22 protein-coding genes are annotated in these 22640 nt (G+C 66.8%); 7 read left to right on the forward strand and 15 right to left on the reverse strand.

Features of this window, described 5'->3' with window-relative positions:
* Positions 1-99 precede the first annotated feature (99 nt).
* On the forward strand, positions 100-321 hold the full coding sequence (locus tag D3654_RS16990; protein WP_120522636.1) for a hypothetical protein: 222 nt from the start codon (positions 100-102) through the stop codon (positions 319-321).
* Between the two features lie 143 nt (positions 322-464).
* Here the strand turns inward: D3654_RS16990 and D3654_RS16995 are convergent, their stop codons facing one another.
* Positions 465-1571 carry a LacI family DNA-binding transcriptional regulator gene (locus D3654_RS16995; protein WP_162943777.1) on the reverse strand — a complete coding sequence of 369 codons (1107 nt, stop codon included), beginning with the start codon at positions 1569-1571 and terminating at the stop codon, positions 465-467.
* Positions 1572-1831: 260 nt separating this feature from the next.
* Here D3654_RS16995 and D3654_RS17000 point away from each other — a divergent pair, with 260 nt between their 5' ends.
* The 4 genes from D3654_RS17000 to D3654_RS17015 are packed head-to-tail and all read left to right on the forward strand — an operon-like array spanning position 1832 to position 6863.
* Positions 1832-3112: a sugar ABC transporter substrate-binding protein gene (locus D3654_RS17000; RefSeq protein WP_120522638.1), complete on the forward strand. Its 1281-nt coding sequence runs from the start codon at positions 1832-1834 to the stop codon at positions 3110-3112.
* Between the two features lie 2 nt (positions 3113-3114).
* On the forward strand, positions 3115-4062 hold the full coding sequence (locus D3654_RS17005) for a carbohydrate ABC transporter permease (RefSeq protein WP_120522639.1): 948 nt from the start codon (positions 3115-3117) through the stop codon (positions 4060-4062).
* Positions 4063-4070: 8 nt separating this feature from the next.
* The gene (locus D3654_RS17010; protein WP_120522640.1) at positions 4071-4967 is read left to right on the forward strand and encodes a carbohydrate ABC transporter permease; all 897 of its coding nucleotides are present in this window, start codon (positions 4071-4073) and stop codon (positions 4965-4967) included.
* A gap of 30 nt (positions 4968-4997) precedes the next feature.
* On the forward strand, positions 4998-6863 hold the full coding sequence (locus D3654_RS17015) for a glycoside hydrolase family 3 protein (RefSeq protein WP_245413303.1): 1866 nt from the start codon (positions 4998-5000) through the stop codon (positions 6861-6863).
* Between the two features lie 51 nt (positions 6864-6914).
* On the opposite strand, the gene D3654_RS17020 is transcribed toward D3654_RS17015, so the two are convergent.
* The 8 genes from D3654_RS17020 to D3654_RS17055 all read right to left on the reverse strand — a co-directional run bounded on the left by D3654_RS17020 (position 6915) and on the right by D3654_RS17055 (position 15024).
* Entirely contained in the window at positions 6915-7328 is a 414-nt protein-coding gene (locus D3654_RS17020; protein ID WP_120522641.1) for a (R)-mandelonitrile lyase, read from the reverse strand.
* Positions 7285-8526 (reverse strand): MFS transporter, encoded by a 1242-nt coding sequence (locus D3654_RS17025; RefSeq protein WP_120522642.1) that lies wholly within the window; start codon positions 8524-8526, stop codon positions 7285-7287. Before D3654_RS17025 ends, D3654_RS17020 begins: the two co-directional genes overlap by 44 nt.
* Entirely contained in the window at positions 8523-9446 is a 924-nt protein-coding gene (locus D3654_RS17030) for a helix-turn-helix transcriptional regulator (RefSeq protein WP_120522643.1), read from the reverse strand. Before D3654_RS17030 ends, D3654_RS17025 begins: the two co-directional genes overlap by 4 nt.
* 151 nt (positions 9447-9597) lie before the next feature.
* Entirely contained in the window at positions 9598-9846 is a 249-nt protein-coding gene (locus tag D3654_RS17035) for a hypothetical protein (RefSeq protein ID WP_115787121.1), read from the reverse strand.
* A 193-nt stretch (positions 9847-10039) separates the two neighbouring features.
* On the reverse strand, positions 10040-11632 hold the full coding sequence (gene hutH / locus D3654_RS17040; RefSeq protein ID WP_120522644.1) for a histidine ammonia-lyase: 1593 nt from the start codon (positions 11630-11632) through the stop codon (positions 10040-10042).
* Positions 11633-11641: 9 nt separating this feature from the next.
* Positions 11642-13441, reverse strand: coding sequence for a urocanate hydratase (locus D3654_RS17045; protein WP_245413304.1), 1800 nt, complete (start codon positions 13439-13441; stop codon positions 11642-11644).
* A 226-nt stretch (positions 13442-13667) separates the two neighbouring features.
* Complete coding sequence (locus tag D3654_RS17050) at positions 13668-14474, reverse strand: IclR family transcriptional regulator (RefSeq protein ID WP_120522645.1); 807 nt, start codon at positions 14472-14474, stop codon at positions 13668-13670.
* Positions 14475-14634: 160 nt separating this feature from the next.
* Positions 14635-15024: a hypothetical protein gene (locus D3654_RS17055; protein ID WP_120522646.1), complete on the reverse strand. Its 390-nt coding sequence runs from the start codon at positions 15022-15024 to the stop codon at positions 14635-14637.
* Positions 15025-15185: 161 nt separating this feature from the next.
* On the opposite strand from D3654_RS17055, the gene D3654_RS17060 reads away from it, so the two are divergent.
* Positions 15186-16664, forward strand: coding sequence for an amino acid permease (locus tag D3654_RS17060; protein ID WP_120522647.1), 1479 nt, complete (start codon positions 15186-15188; stop codon positions 16662-16664).
* A 48-nt stretch (positions 16665-16712) separates the two neighbouring features.
* Here D3654_RS17060 and D3654_RS17065 read toward each other — a convergent pair whose 3' ends face one another.
* The 3 genes from D3654_RS17065 to D3654_RS17075 are packed head-to-tail and all read right to left on the reverse strand — an operon-like array spanning position 16713 to position 19443.
* A complete protein-coding gene (locus tag D3654_RS17065; RefSeq protein WP_120522648.1) occupies positions 16713-17258 on the reverse strand; it encodes a hypothetical protein in 546 nt (181 codons plus the stop codon).
* Between the two features lie 38 nt (positions 17259-17296).
* A complete protein-coding gene (locus D3654_RS17070) occupies positions 17297-18046 on the reverse strand; it encodes a 3-hydroxybutyrate dehydrogenase (protein ID WP_120522665.1) in 750 nt (249 codons plus the stop codon).
* A gap of 11 nt (positions 18047-18057) precedes the next feature.
* Complete coding sequence (locus D3654_RS17075; RefSeq protein WP_120522649.1) at positions 18058-19443, reverse strand: MFS transporter; 1386 nt, start codon at positions 19441-19443, stop codon at positions 18058-18060.
* A gap of 130 nt (positions 19444-19573) precedes the next feature.
* Between D3654_RS17075 and D3654_RS17080 the strand changes: the two genes are divergently transcribed.
* Complete coding sequence (locus tag D3654_RS17080) at positions 19574-20470, forward strand: LysR family transcriptional regulator (protein WP_205571842.1); 897 nt, start codon at positions 19574-19576, stop codon at positions 20468-20470.
* A gap of 8 nt (positions 20471-20478) precedes the next feature.
* On the opposite strand, the gene D3654_RS17085 is transcribed toward D3654_RS17080, so the two are convergent.
* From D3654_RS17085 to D3654_RS17095, 3 genes are read right to left on the reverse strand one after another with little or no spacing between them, the layout of a single operon-like run.
* Complete coding sequence (locus tag D3654_RS17085) at positions 20479-21396, reverse strand: spermidine synthase (protein ID WP_120522650.1); 918 nt, start codon at positions 21394-21396, stop codon at positions 20479-20481.
* 56 nt (positions 21397-21452) lie between these two features.
* Positions 21453-21959, reverse strand: coding sequence for a GNAT family N-acetyltransferase (locus D3654_RS17090; protein WP_342635094.1), 507 nt, complete (start codon positions 21957-21959; stop codon positions 21453-21455).
* The gene (locus D3654_RS17095; protein ID WP_120522668.1) at positions 21956-22627 is read right to left on the reverse strand and encodes an O-methyltransferase; all 672 of its coding nucleotides are present in this window, start codon (positions 22625-22627) and stop codon (positions 21956-21958) included. The genes D3654_RS17090 and D3654_RS17095 overlap by 4 nt, the downstream gene beginning before the upstream one ends.
* Positions 22628-22640: the final 13 nt, after the last annotated feature.

Here is a 22640-nt window from a genome sequence, read left to right on the forward strand (position 1 = left end):
CCGGGATCACAGGCTGACAGTCATCTTACAAATTTTGGCCTCCGCCCTTTATGATTTATAAGCCGCCTTCGCATGCGGCAAGTATTAGGAGGCCCCCAAATGACCCCTGCGATGACTGCAGAACGCGAAATCCACCTGACCTTTTCCAATGGCCAGGACATCCACGACGGCCTGGACCAGGCAGTCAACACCCTGATCGAGGACGCCGCGGCACACGCCGACTGCGGCATCCTCGTTACCCGCCACAAGCCGGGTAGCTACACCGTTGCCTTCGACGAGTCCGTGCCCTTCGGCCAGACCCGCGAAGCAATCGCAGCCTGAGCCCAGCGCGGGGCACAGGAGCAACCGGCAGAAAAGCAGCCGGCACAGCAAGCAAACACAGGGACGGCCCCTGAGCTACCGTTCAGGCTCAGGGACCGTCCCTTTTGTGTTGCCCGGGACGCTTGCGTAGCCGGGAGCGCCGCCTACAGCGTGCAGCCGCAGCTTTCCCGAAGCATCACCTGGACAGGAAGGACCCGCTGCTCGCAAGCCGATGGGACCTCTGCCATCCGTTTGCTCAGGAGTTCGACGGCGACCCGGCCCAGCAGGTCCATGGGTTGGCGGACCGTAGTGAGAGCCGGCCGCATGAACCGACCTGCATCGATCCCGTCGAAGCCGGTGACCGCAACGTCTTCAGGAACCTTGACCCCGGCCTCGGTGAGGCCCTCGATGACGCCTAAGGCAGTCTGATCGTTCGCGCACACAATCGCTTCGGGCAGCTGCGACAGTCCTGCCACGTCGGCGAGCATGGCTGTGAGGGCTTCCCGCGCGTCTGACCTGCCCGTCGTGCCGCCCAGGACAACGCCGTCCGGGGCGGCAAGACCGGCTGCCTGGAGAGCGTGGAGGAACCCTTTGTGCCGCGCGAAACGGTCGTAGTCATCGACGGGCCCGGCGAACCAGAAACTCCTGCGCCCGTGGTCTTCGATCAAGTGCTGGACGAGCCGGCGCATCCCGGCGTTGTTGTTGACCGTCACGGAGGACATTACCGCGGGGTCTTCCGGGAATTGGGCAACCAGGACGATGGGCTTGGTCCGGGCCAGGTGGACGAGCGTTGACTCGGACATCACGTGGGGGAGCACCACGAGGCCGTCTACGCGACGGGCGATCTCATCCAGGGCAACGCCGCCGGAGTCCAGCTTCTGCCAGCCAACGGCGAGCGGGAGGCCACGCACAGTGCATTCGAGCTCGACGCCCCGGAGCACCTCGTCGGCGAAGAGCGGGTAGAGCCTTGGGCTCGTCGACGATTCGCGGACCAGGGGGACGTCGTCCTTGTCGAGCCGCTCCGGCATGGCCAGTTCGTCGGGCTCATGGCCGCTGAACGAGTACATGCCGACGACGCCGCTGTGGCGCTCGGCCAGGCCCCGTGCGAGCCCGCTAGGGGTGTAGCCGAGCGTTTCAACTGCCTTGCGTATCGCCTCCTGCGTAGAGGGCCGCACCTTGTCCGGGGTGCGGAAGAACCTGGAAACGGAGGCCGTGGAAACGCCCGCGGCCGCCGCGACGTCGTAAACCGTTGGCGTGCTGTTGGTAGGCACAGAATCCCCTTTCCCCGGGCGTTCGACCTCGAGGTCACAAGCCCGGCCAATCGCCGAGGCTATCACAAACTGTACGCGCATACATCGTTGAAATAAAAGGGGACGTGACCCTTGCCACAGCAAAATGTATGCGCGTACACTCGATAACGCGGGCCGGTCGTCGACGCCGAGCAGCACCAATGCTCTCTTCCCCACCCCTCCCCCTTCCTTTGAGAGGAACAATGATGTTTAAGAAACGGGCAGCCCTGCCGGCACCGAGAATGCTCCATCCCAAAGCTACGAAAGCAGCGGCAATCGGCCTTGCAGCGGCCCTGCTCCTGACTGCTTGCGGACGCGACAATGGATCCGCCTCCGGATCCGCTGAATCAGCTTCGCCAATTGCCTCGGGCCCCGCGACCGGTACAGTCACGGTGTGGGCGCAGGGCGCCGAGGGCGCCGCACTGCCTGCCTTGGCAAAGGAATTCGAGGCAGCCAATCCCGGCGTGAAGGTCAACGTCACGGCCATCCCCTGGGATGCCGCCCACAACAAATATCAGACGGCCATCGCCGGTGGCACCACCCCCGATATCGCCCAAATGGGCACCACCTGGATGAGCGACTTCAGCGATGCCTTTGACGCTACGCCAGGCACAATCGATACCGGCGACATTTTTCCCGGTTCCGTGAAGTCGACCGACGTGGGCGGGACCACGTATGGCGTCCCGTGGTACGTGGATGCCAATGTGGTCTTCTACCGCAGCGATCTTGCAGCAAAGGCCGGCCATAAGACCTTCCCCACCGACTGGAATGGCTTCAAATCCTTGGCCAAGGACCTCCAAAACAAGGCCGGGGCCAAGTATGGGGTGGCCCTCCCCGCGGGCGGAACGGACTCTTTCCAGCGCATTCTCCCGTTTGTCTGGTCGGCCGGGGCTCAGTTGGTGAACCAGGACAGCACCAAATGGACGCTGGACACATCGGAGCTAGCTGAAGCCCTCAACTACTACAACAGCTTCTTCACCGAAGGCATTGCCAACAAGAACCCCGCCACCGGTGCCGGAGCGGCCGAGTCCGCGTTCGTGGACGGATCCGTTCCCATGTGGATCGGCGGTCCGTCCGGGATCGGCGAGCTTGAAAAGGCCGGCGGCGCGGGATTCGCCGACAAGTACAAGGTGGCCATGGTCCCGAAGCAGAAGTCTGCGACCTCCTTCGCAGGTGGCTCCAACCTGGTCGTGTTCAAGAAATCCCAGAACCGGGACGCAGCATGGAAGTTCATCCAGTGGCTTTCCCGGCCCGACATCCAGGTCAAGTGGTACAAGGCGACAGGGGACCTGCCCGCATCCCAGTCTGCGTGGAAGGACCCGTCGCTCTCCGGTGACTCCAAGCTTGCCGTCTTCGGCGACCAGCTCAAGGACGTCAACTCCCCTCCGTCCCTGACCACCTGGACCCAGGTGTCTGCCGCCGCCGACACCCAGCTGGAACAAATCGTGAAGGCCGGAAAAGACCCGGCTTCGGCCCTGAAGGAACTGCAGTCCACGGCCGACTCAATCGGGACAGGCCGCTGAACATGAGCACTACGTCCAGCCGCACCCCGTTGCCTTCCGCATCCCGGTCACCCCGGGGTGCGGCCGGACCCTCCTTGCGCCGCCGCAGGCAGGCAGTCGTCGCGTGGATGTTCGCGGTCCCGTTCGTGGCGATCTTCGCCGTCTTCATGCTGGTTCCGCTGGTTTCCTCCTTCGCGATGTCCTTCACCGACTTCACCAGCCGTGACGTCCAGAACCCGGCCGCGGTCGGTTTCGTCGGCATCAAGCAGTACGCGGCGTTATTCGCCAACGCGCAGTTCGTCCATTCAATGCTCAACACCGCCTATTTCGTCGTCGTCGGCATGCCACTGACCATGGCTGTCGCGTTGGCCCTCGCTGTGGCACTGAACAGCGGAATCAAACGCTTCCGGACGGCCTTCCGCGTGGGGTTCTACACCCCCGTGGTCACCAGCATTGTTGCAGTGGCTGTGGTGTGGCGGTTCATCCTGCAGCCGGACGGCCTGCTGAACACCATCCTGGGCGCTGCGGGAATCCACGGCCCTGACTGGCTCAACAGCACCACATGGGCCATGCCGGCCATGATCCTGATGGCCGTGTGGCGGAACATGGGCACGCTGATGATCATCTTCCTGGCGGGGCTGCAGAACGTATCGGTGGAAATGCTCGAAGCCGCCGAAGTGGACGGTGCCAATGCCTGGCAGCGGTTCACCAGGATCACGCTGCCCACCCTCCGGCCCACCCTGCTGCTGGGCGCGGTGCTGCTCTCCGTCGGCTACCTGCAGTTCTTCGAAGAGCCGTTCGTGATGACCAAGGGCGGGCCGCTCGATTCGACCCTGTCCATCAGCTACTTCACTTACAACCAGTTCGGATTCGGCAAGTACGGCTTGGCATCTGCCGCCAGCTATGTGCTCTTCGTCGCCATTGCGCTGCTGAGCCTCATCCAATTCCGTGCCCTCCGGTCGAAGGACTAAGCACTGCCATGACATCTCCCACAGAAACCCTCACACCCGGACCCTCGCGGACCGAATCCGGTGAACCTGCGCGCCGTCCCCGCCGACGCGGTCAGCGCGGCCGGACTCTCGTATATATCCTGCTGCTGCTCGCCGTGGCCGCCACCCTCCTGCCGTTCGCCTGGATGCTGCTGGGATCCTTTAAGACCCAGGGTGAACTCCTTCGCCGGCCTGTCACGTGGTGGCCACAGGAGGGCACCCTTGCCAACTACATTTCCTGGTTCACTGAGCTGCACATCGAGAAGTTCTTCGCCAACAGCCTCATCGTTGCCGTCGTCACGGTCCTGGGCAACCTGCTCTTCTGCTCGATGATCGGCTACGCGCTGGCGAAGATGGACTTTCCAGGGAAGCGGTTCCTCTTCTTGCTGGTGATGGTGACCCTGATGGTGCCCGGGGTGGTCACATTCGTTCCCCTCTTTGTCATGGTCAGCAAACTGGGGCTGGTCAGCACTTACCCGGCGCTGTTCCTTCCGTTCCTGGCCTCGCCAGTAGGCGTCTTCCTGATGCGCCAGTTCATGCTGGGCATCCCGGATTCAATCATTGAAGCGGCACGGATCGACGGAGCCAGCGAGTTCCGGATCTTCGCCCGCGTGGTGATGCCCCTTTGCGGGCCGCCTTTGGCAACGCTGGGGATCCTGACTTTCCTGGGCTCGTGGAACAACTTCCTCTGGCCGCTCGTCGCGGCCCAGAGTGAAGACATGTACACCCTGCCTGTGGCGTTGTCCCTTTTCTCGACCGGGCAGAATGCCACCAACTACGGCCTGCTGCTGGCCGGATCGGTCCTGGTCATCACCCCGATCGTTGCCCTTTTCGTTGCACTGCAGCGCTTCTTCATCCAAAGCGTCGCCGCCACCGGCATCAAGTAACGCTTTCACCGAACAGCCGAGAGGTACCACGTGAACCACCTGCAAACTTCCCTTGCGCCCAACGGCACCCTTTACCGGGACTTGAACGGCAACGGAGTGATGGATCCCTTCGAGGATCCCTCCCTCAGCCCTGGAGAACGGACGGCTGACCTCCTGCCCCGGCTCAGTCTCGAAGAGAAGGTGGGCCTGCTGTTTCACACAGTCATTGAGACCGGACCGGACGGGACCCTGTTGGAGCATCCCGGAAATATCAGCAAGTCCGGAACGTCGGTTGTTGTCGGGCAGAAGTTCATGAACCACTTCAACGTGCACGCCCTGGGAACTCCACGGCAGGCGGCCCGCTGGAGCAACGCGATCCAGAAACTCGCCGAATCGAATCCACACGGCATCCCGGTCACCATCTCCACGGATCCAAGGCACGCCTTCATTGAAAACACCGGCGTCTCCTTTAACGCGGGCCATTTCTCCCAGTGGCCCGAACCCATCGGCCTCGCCGCCATCGGCAGCACAGAGCTGATCCGGCGATTCGCCGACATCGCGCGGCAGGAATACACCGCCGTCGGGATCCGTGCCGCGTTGCACCCGACAGTGGACCTAGCCACCGAACCGCGCTGGGGCCGGCAGGCCGGCACCTTCGGCCAGGACAAAGAGCAAACCTCGCAGTTCGCCGTCGAATACCTCAAGGGACTCCAAGGCGAGTCCCTTGGCCCGGGCTCCGTTGCCTGCACCACCAAGCACTTTCCCGGCGGCGGCCCGCAACGCGACGGCGAAGACCCGCACTTCCCGTACGGCCGTGAGCAGGTCTACCCCGGGGGGCGCTTCGAGGAGCACCTTGAACCCTTCCGGACCGCCATCGCCAACCACACCAGCGCCATCATGCCGTACTACGGAATGCCCGTCGGCCTCGAACTCGACGGTGAACCCGTCGAAGAAGTCGGTTTCGGCTACAACCGGCAGATCATTACCGGGCTCCTGCGGGAAAAGCTCGGCTACGCCGGGGTGGTCCTCAGCGACTGGGAACTCGTTAACGACAATGTCGTGGGGGACAAAGTACTACCCGCCCGCGCTTGGGGGGTCGAGAACCTGACTGCAGCGGAACGCATGCAGAAGATCCTGAACGCCGGCGTGGACCAGTTCGGCGGGGAAGAGTGCACGGAGCTGCTCCTTGGCCTGGTCCGTGATGGCATGGTCAGCGAAGGCCGGATCGACGAATCCGCGCGCCGGCTGCTGCTGGTGAAGTTCCAGCTGGGCCTCTTCGACAACCCCTACGTTTCGGAGGACGCGGCAGCCGTCCTCGTTGGCAACGATTCCTTCCGGGCCGAAGGGCACCGCGCCCAGGCACGTTCAGTGACAGTGCTGGCTGACGGAACCTCAGACGGAAGCCGCCTGCTGCCGCTGTCCGGCAAGCCCCGGATCTACGTCGAAGGCCTGGACCCGGCAGCCTTGGCGGGCACTGGATTTCCTGTTGACGTGCCCGAGGACGCCGACGTCGCCATCATCCGCCTCCACGCGCCGTGGGAGCACCGGCAGGATTTGTTCCTGGAGGAGGGCTTCCATGCCGGTTCCCTGGACTTCCCGCCCGGGCTCATTTCGCGACTGGCCGCGCTTTCCAAGAAGGTTCCATTGATCATTGACGTCCGCCTGGACCGCCCCGCGATCCTCACCCCGCTGGCCCGGTTCGCCGGCGCGCTGGTAGGCACGTTCGGCGTTTCCGACGCTGCCCTGTTGGACGCACTCACGGGGCGGATCCTCCCGTGCGGGCGGCTGCCCTTCGAGTTGCCATCCTCGATGGACGAGATCCGCGCCTCGCGGCCCGATGTGGCATCCGACACCCGGTCGCCGCTCTTCGCCAACGGGCACGGGCTGTCCCTGCTCCGGGGCACCGACACCGACTGATCTACTGTCGACGGCGGGCCGTCCTATTGCCGTCTTGCTAACGCGCCGCGGTCAAAAGTTCCTGGCTGCTCCGTATTCCTCATCGCCCACGTGCCCGGCCCACTCCGTTTCGGGGCCCTCCTGGTCCTCGGCGAGCCCTTCCCACATGGCCAGGTGGCACATGAAATCCCCGGACGTGGCGCCGTGCCAGTGCCACTCCCCCGGCGGCGTGTAGACGGTATCGCCGGGCTTCATCACGATGACGTCGCCGCCGCGGGACTGCACCAGGCCGACGCCGTCCGTGACGTGGAGGGTCTGTCCGTTGGCGTGCCGGTGCCAGGCGGTGCGGGCGCCCGGGGCGAAGCGGACCAGGTTCACGCGGAGCCGCGAGGGTGCTTCGCCCTTGGCGATGACGTCGAAATGGACGTCGCCGGTGAACATGTCAGCGGGTCCCTTGGTGCTGGGGGTCTTGGACTGGAGTTCCATGGCGTCCTTCCGTGGAGGGTTGGTGGTGGTGGTCTGGTTCCGGCGCCGCCGGCCGGATGGCGCGGGCCCTGAGGGTGAGGACGAGCAGGGCGACGGCGGTGAGCCCCGCCGAGCAGGCGAAGACGCCGTGGTAACCCAGCGCCGTCGTGGTTCCGACGCTGATGACGACGCCGGAGACCACCGCGCCGAGGCGCGCCGTGTTGCTCCACAGCCCGGAGGCGAGGCCCGGGCGCGGAATGATCTGCTGGAAGAGGGTCAGGCCCACGCCCGCCACGGTGCCGAAGAACCAGGCGTTGAGCGGCTGGAGGCAGATGAGGACCACAGGATCGGCCGCGAAAGTCATCGACGTGTAGTAGGCGATGCCCGCGAGGCAGCCGGCGGTGATGAGGACCCCGCTGGGGAAGCGGCGGCCGAGCCGCGCGATGATCAGGAGAGCCGGAACCTCGAGGGCGGCGCACGTTCCCAGGGCAAGGCCGGCCCAGAAGACCTCGCCGCCGAGGCCCTGGCTGACAAACAGTGCCATGAAAGACACCGCTGCGGTGTTGCTCGCCTGCAGGGCGACGAAGCCGAGCACGACGGCGGCGACGGCGGCCTTGCGGACCGGCGGGCCGGCGTCGGGCTTCTTCGACGCGGCACCGTGCCCGGCGTCCCGGCGCGCGATCATGGCCGCCGTGGTGCCGATGTTCAGGACGGCGATCGCAGCGATCGCCGCGAGCACTGCCCGTTCCCCGAAGGCCCCGATGATCAGGGTCGCCAGCGGCGGACCCGCCACCCATGCGATGGCGATGTAGGCCCGGGTGTTCACGACCTCGGCCACCTCCGCGCCCGAGTGCCGGAGGTGCGCGAACAGCAGGGACGTCCCCACTCCCGCAGGGGCGCCCAGGACGATCAGGGCGACGACGGCGGCCGGCAGCGTGGTTGCGGCCGCGAGCGCCGCGGCCAGGGCCAGGGTCAGCGCCCCGCACGCGAGCATGGGGCGCAGGTAGCTGCTCCTGCGGTCGGCGTAGGCCGGAAGCAGGAGGGAGGCGGCGAAGCCGCTGGCGTTGTAGGCGGCCAGGACCCAGCCGACGTCGGCCGCCGTCGCCCCGAACAGGCCCGTCAGCAGCAGCGCCAGCACAGGGTTGAGGAAGGCGAACTGCAGCCCCCAGAGGAGGGCGGAAGACGGAACCAGGAGGCGCGGCAGTGGCCGGGCCGTCACGGGCGCTTTCCCGAGGGGGAATCAGTGGCCGCGGTTTCGGAGGCGGAATCCAGGCCGTTCCCCGCGGCGTTCAGTTCCTGCGTCTTCGCCCAGCTGCCGAGCAGCTTCAGGGCATCCGCGGTGGGGGTTCCGGCGGCGGCGGTGTAGACAAGGAGGGTCAGGCCGGGCTCGGACGGGAACTCCATCGCCTCGAAGTTCATTTCGAGGTCGCCCACCACGGGGTGGTGGAACCTCTTGAAGCCCGTGCGGTGGAAGCGGACGTTGTGCTTGGCCCAGCGCTGCCGGAACACCTCGCTGCGGGTGGAAAGTTCGCCGATCAGCTCACTGAGGGCCTTGTCATAGGGGTTCCTGCCGGCTTCGGAACGCAGCATGGCCGCAACGTCGTCCGCAGCACGGTCCCAGTCCACGAAGAACTCCTTGGCAGCCGGATCGAGGTACAGGAAGCGGGCCGAGTTGGCGGGTTGTTCCGGACCGTTCATCATGGGCGCGTACAGGGCCCGGGCCATGCTGTTGCTGGCCAGGTGGTCGTATCGGGCGTTGCGGATCCAGGCGGGAGCCTCCGTGATCGCGTCGAGCAGCTGCTGCATGGAAGCGCTGACTTGTTTCGGCGCCGCGTGCCGCTGCCGGGACGGTGCCGGGGTGGCGCGTTTCGCCAGGTCGAACAGGTGCGTTTGTTCGGCTTCGTCGAGCTGCAGGGCACGGGCCACGGCGTTGAGCACGCTCTCGGAGACGCCCCCGAGGTTCCCGCGTTCCATGCGGACGTAGTAGTCGATGCTGACCCCGGCCAGCAGTGCCACCTCTTCCCGGCGGAGCCCCTGCACGCGGCGGTTGCCGCCGTAGGCGGGCAGCCCTGCCTTCTCGGGGGTGATCCGGGCCCGGCGGCTGCTGAGGAATTCGCGGATTTCGCTTCGGTGGTCCATGTTTCCGACAGTACGCCTGGACCACCGGCGCTGGGAGGCACTGCCGTTACCTGTAAAGACAGGTACTCCCGCGCACAAAAAACCGGGGCTTGTCCGCGATTCCCGCGCGGACAAGCCCCGGTTTCGGGAGCCTCAGTCTTTCAAGCCCAGTCTATGCCCGGCGCAGCTCCACGCCGTCGGACTTCATGAAAAGCTGCTTGGCGGCCGCGTCGGCACCGGGACCGGCAGGCTCAAGCCAGACGACGTTTCCGCTGACGGAAACTTCCTGGACTTCCCCTGCCGCGATCACGTGCGCGTGCTTGACGACCTCGATCCGCTCCCCTGCAGCCAGGCTTGCCCAGTCGGCAACGGTGGCGGCATGTGCGATTCGCCTGGACAGGACGGATCCGCGTGACTTCATTGAACTTCTACCCCTTTGTGGATGTTCGTATCTTCGGTTATGTATTTTTTCGTCCGACAGGCCCGCGACATCGTCGGCGCGGACATGCCGTACCCCATAAGTTCTACTACACGAAAGGCGCCCCGGAGGCGGCTGTTGCCTAACATTTCCGGGGCGCCTTCCAATGTTTACCTGCGCTGCATTTTCTTCGCGATCAGGCGAGGATTCCTACAGCGGATTCGGCGGCTTCGCGAACCGCACCGGAGCCCACCAGGCGGTCCGCTGCTTCCAGCTCCGGGGAGAGGAAACGGTCGGTGCCGGGACCGGCGACGACGGCGCGGAGCACCTCGAGCACGGCGGCACCGGCGGGGCCGGGGGTCAGTTCGCCGTCGGACAGTTTGGTGCGGATGTCGATGGCGCGGGCGCTGGTGACCAGCTCCACTGCCAGGACGCGGCGGAGGTTCTCCACGGCCTTGCGCAGCTTCCGGGCGGCGTGCCAGCCCATGGAGACGTGGTCTTCTTGCATGGCGGAGCTCGGGATGGAGTCCACCGACGCCGGAACTGCCAGCCGCTTGTTGTCCGAGACGAGCCCGGCCTGGGTGTACTGGGCGATCATGAGGCCGGAGTCCACGCCCGGATCGTCGGCCAGGAAGGCCGGCAGTCCGTGCGAGCGGGCCGGGTCCAGCATGCGGTCCGTGCGGCGCTCGGCGATGGAGGACAGGTCCGCCACGGCGATCGCCAGGAAATCCAACACGTAGGCCACGGGGGCGCCGTGGAAGTTGCCGTTGGAGGACACGCGGCCGTCCGGGAGGACCACCGGGTTGTCGATCGCGGCAGCCAGTTCGCGGGTGGCCACGAGCTCGGCGTGGGTCACGGTGTCGCGGACGGCTCCGGCAACCTGCGGTGCACAGCGCAGCGAGTAGGCGTCCTGGACCCGGGAGTCGCCTTCGCGGTGCGAGGCCACGATCGGCGAGTTGGACAGCACCTTCAGCATGTTGTCGGCGCTGGCGGCCTGGCCCGGGTGCGGGCGAAGGGCGGCGTGCAGCTCGGGCAGGAACACCTGGTCCGTGCCGAGCAGCGCCTCGACGCTGAGCGCGGCGGTGATGTCCGCCGTCGTCATCAGGTTGCGGAGGTCCGCGATGGCCATGAGCAGCATGCCGAGCATGCCCTCGGTGCCGTTGACCAGCGCCAGGCCTTCCTTCTCGGCCAGGGTCACCGGCTCGATGCCGTGCTGGGCGAGCAGTTCGGCGACGGCGGGGCGGCCGGGGACGCCGTAGAGCTCGCCGTCGGGGCCGGTGGCTTCGCCTTCACCCATGAGCACCAGGGCGCAGTGGGACAGCGGGGCGAGGTCGCCGGAGCAGCCCAGCGAACCGAATTCCTTGACCACCGGGGTGATGCCGGCGTTGAGCAGCTTGACGAAGGTCTCCAGGACCACCGGGCGGACGCCGGTGCGGCCCGAGGCCAGGGTCTTGGCACGCAGGAACATGATGCCGCGGATGACTTCGCGTTCCACGGCCGGGCCCATGCCGGCGGCGTGGCTGCGGATCAGCGACTTCTGCAGCTGGGTGCGCAGCTCGTTCGGGATGTGGCGGTTGGCGAGGGCGCCGAAACCGGTGGACACGCCGTAGGCCGGGGTCTCGCTGTGGGCGAGGCCGTCGATGTGGGCGCGGACCTTGGCCACCGTGTCCAGGGCTTCCTGGGAGATGGTGACCTTCGCGTCATGGCGTGCGACGGCGAGGACGTCCTCGGCGGTGATGCCGCTTGAGCCGAGGGTGACGGTCAGCGGTTCGTGGGTAATGGTGGTCATTCTTGTTTCCTACTTCTCTGGGGCCACGCCGGCGAGGGACCCGGCCTGAGCTTGCGAAGGCTGGGAGCCGGTGGGGATCATGGGGATGCGGACGCCGCGTTCGTTGGCGACCTCGACGGCGCGGTCGTAGCCGGCGTCGACGTGGCGGATGACACCCATGCCGGGGTCGTTCGTCAGCAGGCGCTCGAGCTTCTGGGCCGCGAGTTCGGTGCCGTCGGCCACGGAGACCTGGCCGGTGTGGATGGAACGGCCGATGCCCACGCCGCCGCCGTGGTGGATGGACACCCAGGTCGCACCCGAGGACGCGGCGGTCAGGGCGTTCAGCAACGGCCAGTCCGCGATCGCGTCCGAACCGTCCTTCATGGCCTCGGTCTCCCGGTACGGGGACGCCACGGAACCGGAGTCCAGGTGGTCACGGCCGATCACGATCGGAGCCTTGACCTTGCCCTCGGCAACGAGCTTGTTGAACAGCAGGCCGGCCTGGTGGCGTTCACCGTAGCCGAGCCAGCAGATCCGGGCCGGCAGGCCCTCGTACTCGACCCGTTCCTGGGCGGCGTCGATCCACTTGTGCAGGTGCTTGTTCTCCGGGAACAGCTCCTTGATCGCCTCATCGGTGACGCGGATGTCCTCCGGGTCCCCGGACAGTGCCACCCAGCGGAACGGGCCCAGGCCCTCGCAGAACAACGGACGGATGTACGCCGGAACGAAACCCGGGAATTCGAAGGCCCGGCCGTAGCCGCCCTTGCGCGCCTCATCCCGGATCGAGTTGCCGTAGTCGAAGACCTCGGCCCCGGCGTCCTGGAACTCCACCATGGCCTGTACGTGGCGGGCCATGGACGCCTGGGCCTTCTTCGTGAACCCTTCCGGATCGGCCTCCGCCTCGGCGTGCCACTCCTGAACGGTGATGCCCTCGGGCAGGTAGGACAGCGGGTCATGGGCACTGGTCTGGTCGGTGACGACGTCGATGGTCAGCTCGCCGTCCCGGTGGCGGCGCAGCAGCTCCGGGAACACCTCGGCGGCGTTGCCCACATAACCCACGGACCAGCCGCGGCGCTCGGCCTTGGCCTTGTTCACCTTGGCGATCGCGGCATCCAGGTCGGTCTCGACCTCGTCCAGGTAACGCTTGCCCACACGGCGGCGCAAACGGGTCTCGTCCACGTCCACGATCAGGCACGCCCCGTCGTTCAGGGTCACGGCCAAAGGCTGGGCCCCGCCCATGCCGCCGCAACCACCGGTCAGGGTCAGGGTCCCCGCCAAAGGCCCTTCGGTGGAGCCTTCGACGGCCGAACCCTCCAAAGACGCAGCCGGGTGGCGGCCCTCGGCGGCCAGCTTGTTCCCCACGGCGGCGAAGGTTTCGTAGGTGCCCTGCAGGATGCCCTGGGTGCCGATGTAGATCCAGGAACCGGCGGTCATCTGCCCGTACATCATCAGGCCCTCGGCCTCCAAGCGGCGGAACTCGGGCCACGTCGCCCAGTCGCCCACGAGGTTGGAGTTGGCAATCAGCACCCGCGGGGCCCACTTGTTCGTGCGGAAGACACCCACGGGCTTGCCGGACTGGACCAGCAGGGTCTCGTCCTCTTCCATGTCCTTCAAGGTCGCCGAGATCGCGTCGAACGCCTTCCAGGACCGGGCGGCACGGCCCGTGCCGCCGTAGACCACCAGGTCCTCCGGGTGCTCGGCGACCTCCGGGTCCAGGTTGTTCATCAACATGCGCAGCGGCGCTTCGGTCTGCCAGCTCTTCGCGGACAGCTCCGTACCGCGGGGCGCCTTGACCGGGCGGGTTCCGGTAGTGAAATCGGCGGGTGCCATGGTGGCTCCTTCGTCTCTGGAGGGGTGGTGGGGGAAAGATCTTCTGTATCCAGTAGAGCCTGTCCACGGCTGCCGCGGAATGGCTTTTCTGGGGGTGGTGTCCGGGATTCCAGACTGGCGCGGGAGGCCCTCGGCTGCTTGCCCCCGGCCGCCCAACTAGCTCGCATTTAATGTCGTTTTGAGGCTCCAAAACGACATCTATTGCGAGCTAGTTGGGCGAGCGTGTCTACTGGGCCGGACGGCCGTAGATGCGGTTCGAGAGTTCGTCCGCGGCCTTCTGGATGCGCCCGGCGAGCGCCGGCCACTCGTCCGCCGCCACCTTGTCTTCGAGGAAGGTCACGGCGACGGCCGCCGTCGGCCATCCCAAGTGGTCAGTGACCGCGGCGGCGACTGACCCAAACCCGGGCGTGACCTCGCCATGTTCGGTGGCATAGCCGCGCTGGCGCACCTGGTCCAGGTGCGAGGACAGGGCCGAGTACTTCATGATGGGCGATTCCATCTCGTGCCGGGCCGTGAAGGCGGCTGCGTTCGGGTAGAGGGCGCGCACCTGCGACTTGGGCAGCGCGGCAAGGATGGCGCGGCCGCTGGCGGTGAGGTGGCTGGGCAGGCGGACGCCGACGTCGGTCACCAGGGACGGGCGGTTCTTGGCCCGTTCTTCCACGATGTAGAGCACGTCGCGGCCGTGCAGCACGGCAAGGTGCGCGCTCTCGCCGATCGCGTCCACGAGGGAGGCGAGCATCGGGCGCCCCAGGCGGGAGAGCGGTTCCTGCCGGGAATAAGCCGAGCTCAACTCGAAGGCGCTGATGCCCAGGCCGTAGCGCTGTTCCTCATGCAGGTGCATCACGAAGCCGTTGGCCTCCATCACCCCCAGCAGGTGGTAGACGCTCGATCGCGGCAGGCCCAGGGACGTGGCAATGTTCGACGCCGCCATCGGGCCCCGGCGGGAGGCCAGCAGTTTGAGGATGCGTAGGGTGTTCTCGGCTGCGGGGACTTTGGAAGTGGCTTTGCCCGGCGCCAGCGGTTGTGCGGTCATGGTTCCTCATCAGAAGGGTAAGTGTCCGGTATCCCGTACTTAAGCTTGCGCCCGCTGCCCGGGATTCCGAAGACCGCTCCGGCGATGCGTGTCCGGTATTCCAGACAACGACGGCGGCATGCCCCCTCCCGCTCATCCCCCACCGGCCAGCTCTCCCCGCTCAGCCCTTCCCGGGGCGCGCGAAACCGGCGTGCAGTTCACGCACGACGACCGTCCCGCTCCCCAGCATTTCGGCCTTCCTCCTGGAACGGGCCAGCAGCTCTTCGCTGGGGTGACCGAAGATCTCGATGCTCTTCAGCCGGATGAACTGGCCGATCGGTGGGAACTTCGGGCCGGCGACATCCAGATGGAACATGAGCGACTCCAGATCCTCGTGGAAGTGCAGGACGCTCATCTCCGTTCCGTCCTCGGTGAAATGGACGGTGTAGCCAAGGATCCGGGGTTCGTTTTCCTCCACGAACCCGGCCAGTTCGGCCATGGCAGCCTTCAGTTCCTCCAGCTTTCCAGGGAGGACCTCCGAGGTGTCGAGATAGGCAATGAAACCACCCATGGCGCCGTTCCTTTCATGCCGATTGCCCGGGGAGACCTGCCCCTTAATTGTCCTGCCGTCTGAGATGAAAGACACCAATGGCCCGTGAAACCAATCACAGGCCGCCCGGAAATGGTCTGCTGGTTAACGATCCCCCTCCCAAAGACGAGAAGGTTATTCGCATGCAACAAGCACCAAGCGCCGCCCCAACGGCCACTCCCGGTGCGACGGCCGGCAGCGTGGCGACCGCGCTGAACCGCGGCCTCAGCGTCCGGCACATCCGCTTCATGGCCCTCGGCTCCGCGATCGGCACCGGCCTGTTCTACGGTTCGGCCTCCGCCATCCAGAAGGCTGGCCCCGCCGTGCTCTTCGCCTACATGATCGGCGGCGCCGCCGTCTTCATGGTGATGCGGGCCCTGGGCGAAATGGCCGTCCGCCACCCCGTGTCCGGCTCGTTCGGGCAGTATGCCAGCCGCTACCTTGGCCCGTTGGCCGGCTTCGTGACCGGCTGGACCTATGTTTTCGAGATGGCGATCGTGGCCATCGCGGACGTCACCGCGTTCAGTATCTACATGGGCTTCTGGTTCCCGCAGGTGGACCGCTGGATCTGGGTGCTGGCGATCATTCTGTTCCTCGGTGCGTTGAACCTGCTCAGCGTCAAGGTGTTCGGCGAACTTGAGTTCTGGTTCTCCCTCATCAAGGTGGTGGCCATCATCGCCATGATCGCCGGCGGTGCCGCGATCATCGCCTTCGGCTTCCAGGCCGGCGGCAGCAGCGTGGCTCCCGGCCTCGGGAACCTGGTTGAACACGGCGGAATGTTCCCGAACGGTTTCGGCGGGCTCCTGGCCGCGTTCGCCGTCGTGATGTTCGCCTTCGGCGGCATCGAGATGATCGGCATCACCGCCGGCGAGGCTGCCAACCCCAAGAAGGTCATTCCGCAGGCCGTCAACACCGTTCCCGTGCGCGTCCTGCTGTTCTACGTCCTGACCCTCGGCGTGCTCATGAGTCTCTTCCCCTGGAACGAAATCGGCACGAATGGCAGCCCGTTCGTGCAGATCTTCGACGGCTTGGGCATCCCGGCAGCACCGCACATCCTCAACGCCGTGGTGATCACCGCCGCCCTGTCCGCCATCAACTCGGACATCTTCGGCGCCGGCCGGATCCTCTACGGCCTCTCGCAGCAGGGCCACGCGCCGGCCAGCTTCGGCAAGGTTTCCCGGCACGGCGTCCCGTGGATGACCGTGGTGCTCATGGGCGGAATCCTGCTGGTGGGCGTGATCCTGAACGCCGTGATCCCGGAGGACGTGTTCGTCATCATCGCCTCGATCGCCACCTTCGCCACGGTGTGGGTGTGGGTGATGATCCTGGCCTCGCACGTGGCCATGAAGCGCGAGATCGCACGGAAGGGACTGCCGGCGTCGGAGTTCCCCTCGCCGCTGTGGCCCGCCGCGTCGATCCTCGCCATCGCCTTCATGGGCATGGTGATCGTCATCCTGGGTGTCTTCGAGGACACCCGCGTGGCGCTCTACGTCGGTGCGGCCTGGCTCGTCCTGCTGCTCGTGGCCTACCGACTCTGGGTGCGCGGCGGCGGACGCCAGCGTGCCGAACTGGTCGATGAGACCGCGGCGATCCCCGTGGTGAAGGAAACCGCGGCGAAGTAACCCCCGCCGGGCTCACGGATGACGGCAGTGTTACTCACAACACTGCCGTCATCCGTCGTTTCGGGGGAAAAGTTCGGTCTCCAGCACGCCGAGTGCCTCCGGGAAAGCCGCGAGCTCGACGTCGCCCCGGGTGGTGTGCAGGCGCACGGAACGGACGTCCCTGCCCAGATACGGTACCGGCTTTGGGCCGGGCTGTCCGGGGCCTGGGTCCGCCCTGCCGGACACCAGGAAGGTGAAAGGTGGATCGCCCGGCGGCCGGTAAAACGCGGTCCGCACAAAATCCACGCGCGGCGGCCGGCACGAGACGAAGCCGCGCTCCCAGTCAGTCCAGATGCTGCTCCGCGCCATGTCATTCGAGCGGATCCAGCATTCTGTGTGGCCGCGCCGAAGCATCCTCTTGAAGCGCCGTCTCGCGATGACGCCATCGGCCCAGGGATACGCGGCGAAGAAGGCAGCCAGTAGCAGCGCGTTGACGGCGGCATCCACAAGACGACCATTGAACAGAAGCCAGCCCAGAAAGACGACCAAGAACTGGACAAGGAACGGCAAGGCCCCAAGCACCCTGCGCCCCCACACCGAGTCAACCTTGGCCATGCCACACTTTAGGTCCGCATAGCGCCCTTTTGTAAGGCTTACCGCGCGGACCAGCCGCCGTCCATCGCGTAGCTGGCCCCGGTGACCATGCCGGCGTCGTCGGAGGCCAGCCAGGCGGCCAGCGACGCAACTTCCGCCGGCTCCACCAGCCGCTTCACGGCGGACTCGGTGAGCATCACCTTGGCGAGCACCTCGGATTCCGGGATGCCGTGCAGCTGCGCCTGGTCCGCGAGCTGCTTCTCCACCAGAGGGGTCCGGACGTAGCCGGGGTTGATGCAGTTGGACGTCACCCCGTGCGGCCCGCCCTCCAGCGCGGTCACCTTGCTGAGCCCCTCCAGCCCGTGCTTGGCCGAGACGTACGCGCTCTTGAACGCCGAGGCCCGCAGCCCGTGCACCGAGGAAAGGTTGATGATCCGGCCGAAGCCCTGGGCGTACATGTGCGGCAACGCGGCCCGGATCAGCAGGAACGGCGCCTCCACCATCAAGGTAAGGATCCGCCGGAACTCCGCGGGGTCGAACTCCTCGATGGGCGCCACCTTCTGGATCCCGGCGTTGTTGACCAGGATGTCGCAGTCGAGGCTGAGCCCGGCGAGGGCGTCCGTGTCGAGCAGGTCCACAGCCCAGGCGGTGCCGCCGAGTTCGTCGGCGAGCGCTTCCGCCCCGGCGGCGTCGACGTCGGCCACCACCACTTTGGCGCCGCGGGCCGCGAACTCGCGGGCGCACGCGGCCCCGATGCCGCCGGCCCCGCCGGTGACCAGTGCCTTCCGGCCCGCAAGCGTCCCGACCAGCGGCCCCGAACTCACGCTTCCGCCCCCTTCGCGGCGGGCAGCCCGTGACGGCGGGCGTCGGCGTCGTCGATGTCCTCCAGCGCGGCGCCGCGCGTCTCGCGCAGGGTAAGGACGACGGCGGCGGTCACCGCGCAGGCGAGCAGCAGGTAGACCGCGGTGGGCAGCCAGGAGCCGGTGTCCTTGAGCCATTGGGTCGCCAGCAGCGGGGCGAGGGAGCCGGCGAAAATCGAGGTGACCTGCGAGCCCAGCGAGACGCCCGAGTACCGCATGCGGGTAGGGAACAGCTCGGACATGATGGCCGGCTGGCCCGCGTACATGAAGGCGTGCAGGCACAGGCCGATGGTCACGGCCAGGACGATCACCACGGGGTTGAGGGTGTCGAACATGGGGAACGCGAAGAACGGCCACGCCGCCCCGGCAACCGCGCCCGCCAGGTACACGGGCTTCCGGCCCCACGCATCCGCCAGCCGGCCCACCTGCGGGATGACCACGAAGTGCACCACGTGGGCGATCAGCAGGGCGAGCAGCAGGGATGAGGTGTCGTACTTGTGCACGCTCTTGAGATAGACAATCGAGAAGCTCACCACGAGGTAGTACATGATGTTCTCCGCGAAGCGCAGGCCCATGGCCTGCAGGATGCCCTTGGGGTACTTCTTCAGGACTTCGCCGACGCCGTAGCTGACGGCCTGTTCCTTCTCCACCTGGGCCTTCGCTTCCAGGAAGATGGGCGCCTCCGTGACGTGAGTGCGGATGTAGTAGCCCACGAACACGATCACCGCGGACAGCCAGAACGCCACGCGCCAGCCCCAGCCGAGGAAGTCGGCGCTGCTGAGGACCGTGGACATCACGAACAACACGAGCGTGGCCAGCAGGTTGCCCACCGGCACGGCGGCCTGGGGCCAGCTGGACCAGAAGGCCCGCGACTCGTTGGGGCTGTGTTCGGCCACGAGCAGCACGGCTCCGCCCCATTCGCCGCCGAGCGCGAAGCCCTGGATGAAGCGCAGCGCCACCAGCAGCGCCGGGGCCAGGTAGCCGAGTTCCGCGAAGCCGGGCAGGCAGCCCATGAGGAAGGTGGAGACGCCCACGATCACGATGGTGAGCTGGAGCGTGGGTTTGCGGCCCAGTTTGTCGCCGATCTGGCCGAAGACGATGCCGCCCAGCGGCCGGGCCACGAAGCCGACCGCGTAGGTCAGGAAGGCCTGGATGACGCCGTCCAGTTCGTTGCCTGTGCTCGGGAAGAAGTACTTGCCGAAAACCAGGGTGGCGGCGGTGGCGTAGAGGAAGAATTCGTACCATTCCACCACGGTGCCCACCATGGAGGCGGCTACGATCTTCCGCAGGCCCTTGCCTTTCGTCGCTTGGCCCGCCTCTGCCAGGGAGCGCTGTTCTACGCCCATGTCCTGCTCCTTTTTGTGTCCTCGTTGACGCGTGCTGTGATCCACAACACGAATGACCTGATGAGTCTTGCTGCACATTCCCGGCAACTCAATGGCCAAATCAGCACCGCCCATGTGCAGAATTGCAGATATGAACCCGAATCCGGACGACCTCCTGATCCTCCTGGCCGTGTCGCGCACCGGCAAATTCACGACGGCGGCCCAGCACCTGGGGCTGAACCACACCACCGTTTCGCGCCGGATCGCCGCACTGGAGAAGGCCCTCGGCGGCAGGACCCTCGCCCGCGCCGCGGGCGGCTGGGAACTCACGGAGCTCGGCGCCGAGGCGGCCGCCGTGGGGGAGCGGATCGAAGCTGCGGTGGGGACGCTGGAAGCGGAGGACCGCGCGCCGGACCCGATTGCCGGCGTCGTGCGCATGACCGCGACCGACGGCTTCAGCGCGTACATCGCGGCGCCCGCCGTAGCCCGGCTGCGCACGCAGCATCCGGGTCTCAGCGTGGAGATCATCACCGTGACGCGCCGCGCGCTGCAGCAGCGATCGGGCCTGGACCTGGAGGTGGTGGTGGGCGAGCCTCAGGTGCACCGGGCCGAGTCCGTGCGGCTGGGGCAGTACATGCTGGGGATGTACGCCTCGCGGGACTACCTGGCCGCGCACGGAACTCCCCGCTCGGTGGAGGAGCTCATCACGCACCCGCTGGTGTACTTCGTGGATTCGATGCTGCAGGTGGACGACCTGGACGCCCCGCGGCGGCTGGTCCCTTCCATGCGGGACGGGGTGTCGTCCACGAATGTGTTCGTGCACGTGGAGGCAACCCGGGCCGGGGCCGGCATCGGCTTCCTGCCGTGCTTCATGGCCGGACGGCACGAAGACCTGGTGCGGCTGCTTCCCGCGGACTTCGCCGAACTGCTCCCCTACTGGATGGTCCTCCGCCCGGACTCGATGCGCCGCCCGGCGGTTGCCGCCGTCGTGCGGGCATTGCAGGAAGAGACGGCGGCCCGGCGGGACGTGCTGCTGGGCGGGGTTTAGGCGACCGCTTAGGCGGGCGGTGCTTCCGGCGGCGGCGGCGGGTCGTGGCGGATCTCGGCGCCGCGGGCGAAGGCCCGGACCTGGGCGTCGGCCCAGATGTGGGCCGGAACCGCCCCGCCCAGGAGCTTGCGGGCGAGCTTCGGGTCGTCGCCGAACGGGGTGTCGCTGCCTGCCATGATCATGTTGCCGTAGCGGCGACCCTTCAGCATGGCGGGGTCGGCGATGATCATCGTGTGCGCAAAGGTGTCGGCAATGGTCGCGGCGTCCTGCCGGGCGTTCTTGAGGTCCGGGCTGTCGCCGGAGTTGACCACGTAGAGGCCGCCCGGTGCCAGGACGTTCTTGGCGTGCGCGTTGAATTCGCGGGTGGTGAGGGGCCGCGGGGTGAAGGCCCCGGCGAACACGTCGCGGATGATCAGGTCACGGCTTTCCGGCGTAAGGGTTTCGGTGACGGCACGGGCCTCGCCCACCCGGATCCGCAGCAGCGGCGCCTTGGGCAGGTCGAACCAGGCGCGGACATAGTCGGCCAGCTTCCCGTCCAGTTCCACCACCACCTGGCGCGCTTCCGGGTAGGCGGCGTGGACGTACCGCGCCACCGAACAGGCCCCGCCGCCCAGGTGCAGGGCGCGCAGCTTAGGGCGTTCTTCCGGCGGCCACACGGATTCCACGAGGGCCGCGATCCAGCGCATGTATTCGAAGTCCAGGAACAGCGGATCCGCGAGGTCGATGTGCGAGCTCATCACGCCGTTGATCTTCAGGAGCCAGCCGTTGGAGTTGTCCGGGTCGGCAACCAGTTCGCAGTCTCCGGTGTCGATGTAGTAGACGCCCTCCACCGGGCCTTTCGGCCGGGCCCCCTCGGGCAATTCGACGACGCCGCTCCCCCGCCGCGGGCTGTTCGCCTGCCGGGCCGCCTTTCCGCGCCTGGCCATCAGCGGGGTCCTGCCTGAGTCATGCTTCAACCCTAGTCTGTGGACGCGCGGCTCCCTTAACCCCCGACGGCGGGACGCACCATCCGGATCTCCGGCAGTTCCTCCCACTCGGGAGGGAGGAGTTCGCGCCTGCCGTCCGGCACGAAGCCGTTGCGGCGGTAGAACGCCTGCGCCCGCGGATTGTCTTCGAGCACCCAAAGGTAGGCAGCCTCTCGGCCGATCACAGCATCCAGCAGCGCCTGCCCCACGCCCGTCCCGTGGACGCGCTGCAGGGCGTAGAGCATGAAGAGTGCCGTTTCGCCGGGCCGGTCCTCGTCGGGTCCCGGCCCTGCCGCGGCGAGGCCCACCAGTTCACCGCCGACGTCGGCCACCGCCCAGGTGTTCGGCCCGGCGATGAAAGTGCGGTACTGCTCGATCCTTTGGGGCAGGTGAGCTTTCCGCTCGGCGAAGAACTTCTCCGACAACAGGTGCCCGTAGCTTTCCTGCCAGGCCTGGAAATGCATGGCGGCCATGGCTCCGGCGTCGCCGGGTCGAGGCGGGCGCACCGTGAAATCCAGGCTCACACCACGCGCGCGATCGCGAAGCCGTCCCAGCCCTTCGTGCCCACGGTCTGGATGGCGGTGGCATCGAGCCGCGGATCCTGGCCCATCATTTCCAGGGCCGCGGTGATTCCGGGGGCGTTGATCTCGTCCATGGTGTTGTCCAGGATGGCGCCCTCCCAAATCACGTTGTCCATGACGATCACGGTGCCGGGCTTGCCGAGCCGGATGGCCCAGTCGAGGTAGTTCGAGTCGTTCTGCTTGTCGGCGTCGATGAAGACGAAGTCGAACGCCTCGCCGTCCGCGAGCAGGGGCAGCGTGTCCAGTGCCGGGCCCACACGGATGTCCACCTTGTGCCCGATCCCGGCGGCATCCACGTTCTTCCTGGCCACCTCGGCGTGCAGGGGCAGGTACTCGCACGTGACGAGCCGGCCGTCGTCGGGCAGGCCCTGGGCCATCCAGATGGTGCTGAAGCCCGCCAGCGTGCCGATCTCCAGCACCCGTTTCGCGCCGCTCAGCTGCACCAGCAGCTTGAGCAGCTTCCCGGCGTTGGGCGCCACCTCGATCGGCGGCATTCCGGCGTCGACGGCGGAACGCAGCGCCCTGGCCAGTTCGGGACCGGGGCGCACGACGGCGTTGGACAAGTAATCTTCGACCTCTGCCCAGCCGTGCTGGACCCTGTGTTCGAACATGGCCCCCAGTCTG

Origin of the sequence: Arthrobacter celericrescens, from assembly GCF_003614925.1 — a bacterium.
In the GTDB taxonomy this organism is placed as follows: Bacteria; Actinomycetota; Actinomycetes; order Actinomycetales; family Micrococcaceae; genus Arthrobacter; species Arthrobacter celericrescens.